This is a genomic window from Streptomyces sp. NPDC002790 (assembly GCF_040295505.1).
In the GTDB taxonomy this organism is placed as follows: domain Bacteria; phylum Actinomycetota; class Actinomycetes; order Streptomycetales; family Streptomycetaceae; genus Streptomyces.
Genome location: NZ_JBEOVM010000169.1, coordinates 1 through 9,847, shown reverse-complemented (window position 1 = coordinate 9,847; position 9,847 = coordinate 1). Strand labels below are relative to the sequence as shown.

Below are 9,847 nucleotides of genomic sequence, written 5' to 3'. Positions count from 1 at the left end.
CTAGGGCGTGTTTCGAAAGTCCCGTCTGCCTCGCGGGGTCTGGCACGCACGCTCGCGGCGTTGCCGAAATGCCCTAGTAGCTCCGCTACGAGACCATTCCGGCGCCTTGCGATCGCACGCACCAGACCCCGCGAGGCCCGCCCTCCGGGCGGACGACGCTACTTTCGAAACACGCCCTAGAGCGTCACCTCGAAGTCCGCCGCCCGCACCCGTCGCAGCGCCCGCAGTTCCGCCCGCTGGACCGGTCGCACCGGCACCGTGAGCACCGGGCACACCGCGTGCCGCCGTACGTGGCGGTGGGCGGCGCGGCGCAGGCTCCGTGGACGTACGCCGACGACCAGCAGGTCGTCGGGGCGCGCCGCGAGTCCGGCCAGGGCGGGTCCCGGGCGGGAACGCACCACGCGGAGCGTCACGTCGAGGTCGGGCGGCAGGCCGCCGAGCGCCTCGTCGAACGCCCCCGCCAGCCGGGCGCGGGCCTCCTCGTACCAGTGCCGGGCCCACGCGGCGTCCGGCCACCGCCGGTACATGGCCTCGCCCTCCGGCAGCTCCCACGCGAGCACCGCCACCAGGGGACGGCCGGACCGCCGGGCCTCGGCGACCGCAGAGCGCAACGCCGACAGGCTCGCCGGGGATCCGCTGACCCCGACCACCACGCGACCACCGACCCGCTCGCCGTCCATGACACCCCTCCTCCAGGCCACTTCTCACCGATCGAGCCCCACTCTGTACGCTGATTGGCCTGGACAGCAGGGCCAATCTCGGAGTTGTGGCATGGGTGACCAAGCGGTGGTCCGCAGCGTGGACGGCGGTGGGCACGGGCTCGGCGGCAGGCGGCTCGGCGCGCTCGTGACCGGTGTGGCCGGGGAGCGCCCCGGCTACCGCGCGCTCGCGCAGGGCGTACGGACGCTGCTGCTCGACGGGCGGATCGCGCTGCACACGCGGCTGCCCGCGGAGCGCGAGTTCGCGGCCTCGCTCGGAGTCAGCAGGGCCACCGTCACGGCCGCGTACGACCTGCTCCGCGAGAGCGGGTACGCGCGCAGCAGGCGCGGCGCCGGGACGTGGACCGAGTTGCCGGAGGGCGCCCGCCCGACGGTCGTGGCGACGCCCGCCGCGGGGGACGACGTGATCGATCTGGCGGTCGCCGCGCCCGGATTCCTGGAGGACGAGCTGTCGGCCGCGTACGCCGCCGCGGCCCCGGACGTCGCCCGGCACGCGGTGACCAACGGCTACCACCCGTACGGGCTGCCGGAGCTTCGCGCCCAGATCGCCGAGCGGTACACGCGGCGCGGCCTGCCCACGCTGCCCGAGCAGATCCTGATCACGACGGGCGCCCAGCAGGCCGTGTCGCTCACCCTCACGCTGCTCGGCAGGCCCGGCGACCGGATCCTGGTGGAGAACCCGTCGTACGCCAACGCCCTTTCGGTGATCCGCCAGTTGGGGCTGCGGACCGCGCCGGTGCCGGTCACCGAGGACGGCTGGGACGTGGACCTGGTCGGTGCCACGCTGCGGCAGTCGGCGCCCCGACTCGCGTACCTGATCCCCGACTTCCAGAACCCGACGGGCCGGCTCATGCCGAGCGAGCAGCGGCGGCAGATCATCGCCGCCGCGCGGGCGACCGGCACCTGGCTGGTCATCGACGAGACGATCGCCGACATCGCGCTCGACGGGGTGAGCGAGCCGCCGTTCGCCGCGCTCGCGCCGCCCGACGGGGGCGAACAGATCGTCACCGTCGGCTCGTTGAGCAAGGGGCACTGGAGCGGGCTCCGGGTCGGCTGGGTGCGCGCGGGCACCCGCCTGATCACCGAGCTGACGGCACTGCGGGTCACCGCCGACATGTCGGGCTCGGTCCTCGACCAGCTGGTGGCGGGGCGGCTGCTCGACCGCGAGGACAGCATTCTGCGCGGCCGGATCCCGGTGCTGCGCGAGCGCCGCGACCGGCTCGCCGAGGCGCTCGGCCGCGAGTTCCCGGACTGGCGCTGGCAGACGCCGCCCGGCGGGCTCTCCCTCTGGGTGGACCTGGGGCGGCCGGTCGCCTCCGCGCTCGGGCGGGCCGCGCTGCGCCGCGGAGTGCGGATCGAGGGCGGGTCGCGGTTCGGCGCGGACCCCGGCACGTTCGAGCACCGGCTGCGCGTCCCGTACGTGCAGCCGGTGGAGGTCGCCGAGGAGGCGGTGCGGCGGATCGCCGCGGCTCTCGACGGTGGGCTCGGCGGGGCGGGCGAGGAGCCGGGGCGGCCGCGCTGGGTGGCGTAGGGCCCTGCTGAACGGGCGGAGGGGGCCGCGGCCTTTCGGCGCGGCCCCCTCTCGTCCACGAGTACGTCAGCCCTGCGAAGGCGGCCCTCCGAACAGTTCCACGGCGCCCCTGACCTGGGAAAGCGCCGCGGACAGCGCACTCACCGAGCCGATCGCCCCCGCCACGAGCAACAGCGAGCGGCGCAGCCTCGGCACCTCGGGCCGGCCCCCGCCGGCCATCGCGTCCAGCGCCGCGAGTTCGTCCTCCGCTATCCCCCGGTCGGGAAACTCGACCGGATGCGCGGCGAGTTCCCGGCGCAGCCGGGACACGGCCGTACGCAGCTCGTCCACCCGCGGGTCCTGATCGCTCCCGGTCACAAGCCTCTGCTCCACACTCCGCAACACAGTTGCTCCCCCTCGCACGTCCTTGTGCGTGTGTTGTCCTGCTCAAGTACTTCTCGTAATTCTCAAGTGCTACTACTGCGTAACCCGGCCGGAGCGTCGGTCGGGTGTCCAACTCGGGTTTGTGGCGGCCCAGTTAACGCCACACGCAAGCGTTTCGCCAGTCCGTTGCGCAAGGCAACTGTGAAAAAGTGAACGACTTCGATCGCACCCGGTGTGCGATATGCAGGGGACATGACGACGAAGAGCACAGACACGGTGGTGGCGGGGCTGCTGCTCGCCGCGGGTGGCGGGCGACGGCTCGGGGGCCGACCCAAGGCACTCCTCTCACACCGCGGCAGGCCGCTCGTGGAGCACGCGGTACGCACCTTGCGTGCGGGGGGATGCGATCCCGTGCACGTGGTACTCGGGGCCGCGGCCGGCGACGTACGGGAGCGGGCCGTACTGGAGGGGTGCCAGGTGACGGAGAACCCGGACTGGGAGGAGGGTATGGGGTCCTCGCTGCGGGCGGGGCTCGAAGCGCTCGCGGACACGGAGGCGGAGGCCGCGCTCGTACTCCTGGTGGACCAGCCGGGGATCGGCGCGGCGGCGGTGTCGCGGGTGCTCGCGGCGCACCGCTCCCCCGCCTCGCTCGCGGCGGCCTCGTACGACGGGGAGCGTGGGCATCCGGTGCTGTTCGGCCGGGAGCACTGGACGGGGATCGCGGCGAGCGCGAGCGGCGACCGCGGGGCGCGCGCGTACCTCAAGGAGCGCGCGGGGGTGTTGGAGCTCGTGGAGTGCGGGGACATCGCCGAGGCGTACGACATCGACAGGGAGGCCGATCTCAAGCACCTTGAGTAAGTCGGATGGCACGCAGAGCCACGTTCTGTCGACTCTGAGAATCTCGACGTCAACAAACCATTGAACTTCCACAATGAGGAAACTAATATCCACTGTTGAGAAGGGCCGGTCCCCCGAAGCGGGGCCAGCAGCCATACCCAGGCGGCCCCGGCACCCAGTGCCGCAGGGGCCGTTCGCTCGCTGAAGGAAGTGACAGCCACATGTCCGCACCAGCGCCGTCCCCGCTGGCCATCGTCGACGCCGAGACCCTGCCCGGACAGGGCGAGGTGCTCACCGAAGCGGCCCTCGCCTTCGTGGCCGAGCTGCACCGCCTTTTCACGCCCCGGCGTGACGAGCTCCTCGCCCGCCGCACGGAGCGCCGCGCCGAGATCGCCCGCACCTGCACGCTCGACTTCCTCCCGGAGACCGCCGCCGTCCGCGCGGACGACACCTGGAAGGTCGCCGAGGCCCCGGCCGCCCTGAACGACCGCCGCGTCGAGATCACCGGCCCGACCGACCGCAAGATGACCATCAACGCGCTCAACTCCGGCGCGAAGATCTGGCTCGCCGACTTCGAGGACGCCTCCGCCCCGACGTGGGAGAACGTCATCGGCGGTCAGCTCAACCTCATCAACGCCTACAACCGCTCCATCGACTTCACGGACGAGCGCTCCGGCAAGTCGTACGCCCTCAAGGGCGCCGACGAGCTCGCGACCGTCGTGACGCGCCCGCGCGGCTGGCACCTGAACGAGCGTCACCTCGTGGACGAGGCCGGCAAGCCGGTCCCCGGCGCGCTCGTCGACTTCGGCCTCTACTTCTTCCACAACGCGAAGCGGCTGATCGAGCTCGGCAAGGGCCCGTACTTCTACCTCCCGAAGACGGAGTCGCACCTGGAGGCCCGCCTCTGGAACGAGATCTTCGTCTTCGCGCAGGACTACGTCGGCATCCCGCAGGGCACCGTGCGCGCCACCGTCCTGATCGAGACGATCACGGCCGCGTACGAGATGGAGGAGATCCTCTACGAGCTCCGGGACCACGCCTCCGGCCTGAACGCCGGTCGTTGGGACTACCTCTTCTCCATCGTCAAGAACTTCCGTGACGGCGGCCAGAAGTTCGTCCTGCCGGACCGCAACGCGGTGACGATGACCGCGCCGTTCATGCGGGCGTACACCGAACTCCTCGTCCGCACCTGCCACAAGCGCGGCGCGCACGCCATCGGCGGCATGGCGGCCTTCATCCCGTCGCGGCGCGACGCCGAGGTCAACAAGGTGGCCTTCGCGAAGGTCCGCGACGACAAGGACCGCGAGGCCGGCGACGGCTTCGACGGCTCCTGGGTCGCGCACCCGGACCTCGTCCCGATCGCCATGGAGTCCTTCGACAAGGTCCTCGGCGACAAGCCGAACCAGAAGGACCGGCTCCGTGAGGACGTGAGCGTCGCCGCCGGTGACCTCATCGCCATCGACTCGCTCGACGCGAAGCCCACCTACGACGGACTCGTCAACGCCGTCCAGGTCGGCATCCGTTACATCGAGGCGTGGCTGCGCGGCCTGGGCGCCGTCGCGATCTTCAACCTCATGGAGGACGCGGCGACGGCGGAGATCTCCCGCTCCCAGATCTGGCAGTGGATCAACGCGGGCGTCGTCCTCGACAACGGCGAGCCCGTCACCGCCGAGCTGGCCCGCAAGGTCGCCGCGGAGGAGCTGGCCGCCATCCGCGGTGAGGTCGGCGACGAGGCGTTCGCCGCCGGCAAGTGGCAGCAGGCCCACGACCTCCTCCTCCAGGTCTCCCTGGACGCGGACTACGCGGACTTCCTGACGCTGCCGGCCTACGAGCAGCTCGGCTGACGTTTCGCGGTGTGTGGGGGCCCGGCGCCGGGATGGCGCCGGGCCCCTTACGCGTCATCGGCTTATGCGTGGTCGGAGCACAGTTCGGCGGTCAGGGCCGTGCGGGCCCACTCCTCCCAGGCTTCGGGGGACCAGCCGCGGTCGCGGACGAAGACCAGGTACAGCTCCGGGCTGAGCAGCCCGTAGAGCAGATCGGCGGCGCGGGTGACATCGACGTCGGCGCGGGCGTCGGGCTTGGGGACCAGCGCTTCGGCCGCCGCGTACTGGACGGTGTAGCGCGGGTCCGGGCCCGCGGGCCACTGCGCGGCGATCTCCGCGTCCGTGGCCGCCGCGGCGGCGATCAGCGGCATGATCGGGGCGACGCGGCCGAGGATCTCGCGCACTCCCCTTACGTGGGCCCGGAGTTGCCCGGCCGCGGTGGGCTCGGCGCACGCGTCGCGGAACCAGTCCCGCCCCATCGTGGCGACCGGCTCGGCGTCACCGGCGATGGACGTGTCGACGACGTCCTTGAACAGCGCGCGCTTGTTGCCGAACACGAAGTACACCGTCTGGACGGCCACGCCCGCGCGGTCCGCGACCTCCTGAAGGCTCGTCACCCCGTATCCCTGCGCGACGAACAGGTCCCGCGCGGCCGCGACGACCTTCTCGCGGGTGCGGCGCGAGCGTTCGGCCCGTTTGTCGGGGCGCTTGTCCGTGCCCTTGCCCGTGCGTTTGTCGGATCCCTTGACCGCGGCCATGGCGGGAGTCTATCTCTGGAGTCAGACACTAGAGTTCAACTCTAAGCTCTTGGGGGCAGCGATGCGCGAGACCGGGACATGGACCACTGAGGAGCTCGACCAGGAGGCGGCGGTGCGCCGCGCGCTGGAGGACTACTACCGGGACGGCAGGCCGCCGTGGGACTCCGGCGTCACACCGCCCGAGCTGGTGGAGGTGGTGGAAGGGCCCGGTGCGCTGCCGCCCGGCCGCGCCCTCGAACTCGGCTGCGGCACGGGGACCAACTCCGTGTACCTGGCGCGGCACGGCTGGCGGGTGGCGGCCGTGGACCTGGTCGACCGTGCGGTGACGCGGGCCCGGGAGAAGGCCGAAGCGGCGGAGGTGGACGTCACGGTGCTGTGCGGGGACGCCACGCGCCTTGACGAGGTGGGGGTGCGCGGGCCGTACGACCTGTTCTTCGACCTGAGCTGCTTCTGCGGCATCCCGACGCACCGCCGGGACGCGTATGCGGCGGGTCTCACGGCGCGGGCGGCGCCGGGAGCGCGCCTGCTGATGTTCGGCTACGGGCCCGGGGTCCTGGACACCACGTTCTCCGGGGTCACGGCGGACGAACTCCGTGCCAGGTTCACCGGTTGGCGGCTGATGGACATAACTCCTGGCACGAACCCTTTCCCGACCTTCTGGTTCACACTGCACCGCGACGGCTGACACCCCGGCCTGCGGCCGGCGGTGCGCCCCTCCGGCCGCGACACCCTCAGGGGCGCACGGCGCCGGGCGGCAACGGGCCCAAGCGGCCCCCATACCCGGCGATGCCAACCGCCTCAAGTGGCACCCCGTGTCCGGCGGCTGAAACCGGCTCACGAGGGCGCCCCGTCTACCTCCCGGCACTCGACTTCGCACCGTCCTGGCGCTCAGCTCCCACCCCACCGCCCCCTCCAAGGGATCCCGGCCGACGGGCGTCGGCGCCGCAGAAGCAGGGGCGAGGCCAGTCGCACGCCCTGCGGCGCGCCGCAGCCCGGGGAGCCGGGCACCAGAGATCCGGGGCGCGGAGGGCCCGACGGCACCCGTCGAGCCGGAGCCCCCGGAGGGGGCGGGTGGTGGGAGGTGGGCGGGGCCCGTTCAAGAGAGGGTGGCCGCGCCCACGCACGGGGGCGTGGGCCCGCGCGCAGCGTGGGGTCAGCCCACGTGGCGGGACCAGTCCGGCCCCGCCGGGGGCTTTCCGTGGAGGTCGGGGACGCGCTTCAGCCAGGCGGGGCGGCCCCGTTCCGTCGCCGCCGCGCGCCGCGCGTCCGCCGCAGCGAGTTCGTCGCGGGACGGGAAGTCCGTGGGCAGCCAGGAGGCGGAGGCGCGGGCGCGGGCCAGGAGGTGGGTGACGTAGGCGTCCCGGGCCTCGTCCGGTGTGGCGAAGTCCGTGAGCCACGCGTCGGGGACCAGGGCGAGGATCCCGCGCAGCAGGTCCTCGGTGACCTTGGGGGCCAGTTCCGCGTCGGCCGCGCGGGTGTCGGGGCCGTAGCCGCCCAGCGCGTGGTGCCGGAAGTCGTACGCCTTCGCCGGGTCCGCGCCGTCCCAGCGGTGGTGGAAGACGAGCGCCGCACCGTGGTCGATGAGCCAGAGCTTCGGCTCGGCGATACCGAGGGCGGGCCAGACCATCAGGTTCGAACTGTGCACCGTACGGTCCACGTTGACCGTGAGCGCGTCGAGCCAGACGATGCGGGCCGCCTCCAGCGGGTCGACCGGGAAGGACTCGGCGATCTCCGGCGTGAAGTCCACGGCGCCCGGCAGGAAGTCCATGCCGAGGTTGAGCCCCGCGCTCGCCCCGAGGAGCTCCTTGACCTCCTGGTGCGGCTCGTCCGCCCCCAGCGCCGGATCGAAGTGCGCGAGCACCAACTCCGGGAAGCGCAGCCCGAACGCGCGCGCCAGCTCACCCACGACGATCTCCGCCACGAGCGCCTTCACGCCCTGCGCGGACCCGGTGAACTTCAGCACGTACGTGCCCAGGTCGTCCGCCTCGACGACGCCGGGTACGGAGCCGCCGGTGCGCAGCGGGTTCACATAGCGGGTCGCGGTGATTTCTCTGAGCGTGGGCACCAGGTCAGGCTAATACGGTCGGGTGGTCACGCGTCCTGGCGCAGCACCTGCTCCAGGAGCGAGATCAGCGTCTCCTTGCCGGACTCCCGGTCACGGGCGTCGCACAGCAGCACCGTGGTGTCCTGGCCGAGGTCGAGCGCGCGGGAGACCGCTTCCGCGGAGTGTGAACGTACGCCGTCGAAGCAGTTCACCGCGACGATGAACGGGATGCCGCGGCTCTCGAAGTAGTAGACCGCCGGGAAGCAGTCGGCGAGCCGGCGGGTGTCCGCGAGGACGACCGCGCCCAGGCACCCCGTCGCCAGCTCGTCCCACAGGAACCAGAACCGGTCCTGGCCCGGCGTGCCGAACAAATACAGCGCGAGGTCGTCGCGCAGCGTGATGCGGCCGAAGTCCATGGCCACGGTCGTCGTCGACTTGGTGGTGACGCCGTCGAGGTGGTCCACGCCGCGCGAGGCGACCGTGAGGTCCTCCTCGGTGCGCAGTGGGCGGATCTCGCTGACGGACTCCACCAACGTGGTCTTGCCGGCCCCGAAACCGCCCGCGATCAGCACCTTCAGGGCCGTGAAGTCGGCGCGGGCGGGTGTGGTCATCGGGTCAGAGTGCGCGAAGGCCATTGATCACTTCTCGGAGGAGGTGGGCGTCGGGGCGGGCGTAGGAGGCGGGTTCGCCCGTGGCGGGATCGGTGGCGGAGGCGTCCGGCGGCGCGACGGTGACGAGGGACTTCGCCGTCAGGTCGCCGAGCAGGACGCGTACGACGCCGAGCGGGAGGCCGGAGTCGGAGGCCAGGTCGGCCAGCGGGCGCGGGCCACGCAGGCACAGGGCGAGCAGCTCGCGCTGTTCGGGCGGCAGCGGTCCCTCCGGCCTGGTGCGGGTGGGGCGGACGATGGCCATGAGGTCCATGCGTTCCGCGCCGTTGCCGGTGCGGGCGCGGCCCGAGGTCATGGCGTAGAGCCGGACCAGGGGCCCCGCGTCCTCGTCGTACCGGTCGGACCAGGCGTCCATGCGGTCGGGGGGTCGCGGCGTCACGGGGTGTCGCCGTCCGCGCGGGTCGGTACGCCGAGGTGTTCGCGTACGCGGTCCACGAGCAGCGCCATCTCGTACGCGACGAGGCCGATGTCGGCGTGGCCGTCGGTGAACACGGCGAGGCAGGAGCCCTCGCCGGCGGCGACCACGAACAGGAAGCCGCCCTGGAGTTCGACCATCGTCTGGACGACGCCGCCCGCGTCGAAGTGCCGGCCCGCGCCCTTGGCGAGGGAGTGGAAGCCGGAGGCGATCGCGCAGAAGCGTTCGGACTCGTCGCGGCCGAGGCCGGTGGAGGCGCCGACGCAGAGGCCGTCGCCGGAGAGCATGACGACGTGGTGGACCTCGCGGACGCGGGCGGCCAGCTCGTCGAGGAGCCAGTCGATGCCGTCGCCGCCACCCAGGTTGGTGACGTTGTACGTCGGGGTCATCGGCGTCATCGGGGTCCTCCGTCGTTCTCGTCGCGGGCGGCGCGGGCGCGTCTGCGGCCCGAGCTCAGCGAGGTCATGGTGGCGCGGGCGGCCTCCGGCGACCGGGCACCGGTCCCCGCGGCGTCTCCCTGCGCGGGCACGTTGTCCCGCAACTCCGGGCTGATGCCGGCCTGCCGCACACGTCGCGGAAGGTCGTCCGTCTCTGCCATGCCGGGCTCGGGGCCGTCCGTATCGGGCGCGCCGCGCCGGGGTGCCGCCTTGCCCACCCTGCCGCCCAAGGCGGCAGATTGCCCAAGGCGG

At 72.6% G+C, this 9,847-nt stretch carries 12 protein-coding genes; 4 read left to right on the top strand and 8 right to left on the bottom strand.

The window, feature by feature from the left end:
* Positions 1 to 176: 176 nt before the first annotated feature.
* Positions 177 to 680: a universal stress protein gene (locus ABT004_RS34770; RefSeq protein ID WP_351345253.1), complete on the bottom strand. Its 504-nt coding sequence runs from the start codon at positions 678 to 680 to the stop codon at positions 177 to 179.
* Positions 681 to 771: 91 nt separating this feature from the next.
* On the opposite strand from ABT004_RS34770, the gene yczR reads away from it, so the two are divergent.
* Positions 772 to 2,250, top strand: a complete 1,479-nt coding sequence (yczR, locus tag ABT004_RS34765; protein WP_351345250.1) for a MocR-like transcription factor YczR — start codon at positions 772 to 774, stop codon at positions 2,248 to 2,250.
* 66 nt (positions 2,251 to 2,316) lie between these two features.
* Here yczR and ABT004_RS34760 read toward each other — a convergent pair whose 3' ends face one another.
* On the bottom strand, positions 2,317 to 2,634 hold the full coding sequence (locus ABT004_RS34760) for a DUF5955 family protein (RefSeq protein ID WP_351345247.1): 318 nt from the start codon (positions 2,632 to 2,634) through the stop codon (positions 2,317 to 2,319).
* A 231-nt stretch (positions 2,635 to 2,865) separates the two neighbouring features.
* Here ABT004_RS34760 and ABT004_RS34755 point away from each other — a divergent pair, with 231 nt between their 5' ends.
* Entirely contained in the window at positions 2,866 to 3,471 is a 606-nt protein-coding gene (locus ABT004_RS34755) for a nucleotidyltransferase family protein (protein WP_351345244.1), read from the top strand.
* A gap of 200 nt (positions 3,472 to 3,671) precedes the next feature.
* Positions 3,672 to 5,294 carry a malate synthase A gene (aceB, locus tag ABT004_RS34750; protein WP_351345242.1) on the top strand — a complete coding sequence of 541 codons (1,623 nt, stop codon included), beginning with the start codon at positions 3,672 to 3,674 and terminating at the stop codon, positions 5,292 to 5,294.
* A 62-nt stretch (positions 5,295 to 5,356) separates the two neighbouring features.
* Here aceB and ABT004_RS34745 read toward each other — a convergent pair whose 3' ends face one another.
* Positions 5,357 to 6,031: a TetR/AcrR family transcriptional regulator gene (locus ABT004_RS34745; protein WP_351345240.1), complete on the bottom strand. Its 675-nt coding sequence runs from the start codon at positions 6,029 to 6,031 to the stop codon at positions 5,357 to 5,359.
* A 61-nt stretch (positions 6,032 to 6,092) separates the two neighbouring features.
* On the opposite strand from ABT004_RS34745, the gene ABT004_RS34740 reads away from it, so the two are divergent.
* On the top strand, positions 6,093 to 6,716 hold the full coding sequence (locus ABT004_RS34740; protein ID WP_351345238.1) for a class I SAM-dependent methyltransferase: 624 nt from the start codon (positions 6,093 to 6,095) through the stop codon (positions 6,714 to 6,716).
* Between the two features lie 468 nt (positions 6,717 to 7,184).
* Here ABT004_RS34740 and ABT004_RS34735 read toward each other — a convergent pair whose 3' ends face one another.
* The 5 genes from ABT004_RS34735 to ABT004_RS34715 all read right to left on the bottom strand — a co-directional run.
* Positions 7,185 to 8,099 carry a HipA family kinase gene (locus ABT004_RS34735; RefSeq protein WP_351345262.1) on the bottom strand — a complete coding sequence of 305 codons (915 nt, stop codon included), beginning with the start codon at positions 8,097 to 8,099 and terminating at the stop codon, positions 7,185 to 7,187.
* A 23-nt stretch (positions 8,100 to 8,122) separates the two neighbouring features.
* Positions 8,123 to 8,710, bottom strand: coding sequence for a GTP-binding protein (locus ABT004_RS34730; protein WP_451189836.1), 588 nt, complete (start codon positions 8,708 to 8,710; stop codon positions 8,123 to 8,125).
* Positions 8,691 to 9,098 carry a DUF742 domain-containing protein gene (locus tag ABT004_RS34725; protein WP_351345259.1) on the bottom strand — a complete coding sequence of 136 codons (408 nt, stop codon included), beginning with the start codon at positions 9,096 to 9,098 and terminating at the stop codon, positions 8,691 to 8,693. Before ABT004_RS34725 ends, ABT004_RS34730 begins: the two co-directional genes overlap by 20 nt.
* Positions 9,099 to 9,118: 20 nt before the next feature.
* A complete protein-coding gene (locus ABT004_RS34720) occupies positions 9,119 to 9,547 on the bottom strand; it encodes a roadblock/LC7 domain-containing protein (RefSeq protein ID WP_351345256.1) in 429 nt (142 codons plus the stop codon).
* Between the two features lie 5 nt (positions 9,548 to 9,552).
* The coding region (locus tag ABT004_RS34715) for a hypothetical protein (protein WP_351345232.1) at positions 9,553 to 9,847 on the bottom strand (295 nt) is incomplete at its 5' end.

Excerpts from the sequence above, each read along its gene's own strand:
- ABT004_RS34770 (WP_351345253.1), bottom strand. The coding sequence starts at position 680 with ATGGACGGCGAGCGGGTCGGTGGTCGCGTGGTGGTCGGGGTCAGCGGA.
- yczR (WP_351345250.1), top strand. The coding sequence starts at position 772 with ATGGGTGACCAAGCGGTGGTCCGCAGCGTGGACGGCGGTGGGCACGGG.
- ABT004_RS34755 (WP_351345244.1), top strand. The coding sequence starts at position 2,866 with ATGACGACGAAGAGCACAGACACGGTGGTGGCGGGGCTGCTGCTCGCC.
- aceB (WP_351345242.1), top strand. The coding sequence starts at position 3,672 with ATGTCCGCACCAGCGCCGTCCCCGCTGGCCATCGTCGACGCCGAGACC.
- ABT004_RS34745 (WP_351345240.1), bottom strand. The coding sequence starts at position 6,031 with ATGGCCGCGGTCAAGGGATCCGACAAACGCACGGGCAAGGGCACGGAC.
- ABT004_RS34740 (WP_351345238.1), top strand. The coding sequence starts at position 6,093 with ATGCGCGAGACCGGGACATGGACCACTGAGGAGCTCGACCAGGAGGCG.
- ABT004_RS34730 (WP_451189836.1), bottom strand. The coding sequence starts at position 8,710 with ATGGCCTTCGCGCACTCTGACCCGATGACCACACCCGCCCGCGCCGAC.
- ABT004_RS34725 (WP_351345259.1), bottom strand. The coding sequence starts at position 9,098 with ATGGACGCCTGGTCCGACCGGTACGACGAGGACGCGGGGCCCCTGGTC.
- ABT004_RS34720 (WP_351345256.1), bottom strand. The coding sequence starts at position 9,547 with ATGACCCCGACGTACAACGTCACCAACCTGGGTGGCGGCGACGGCATC.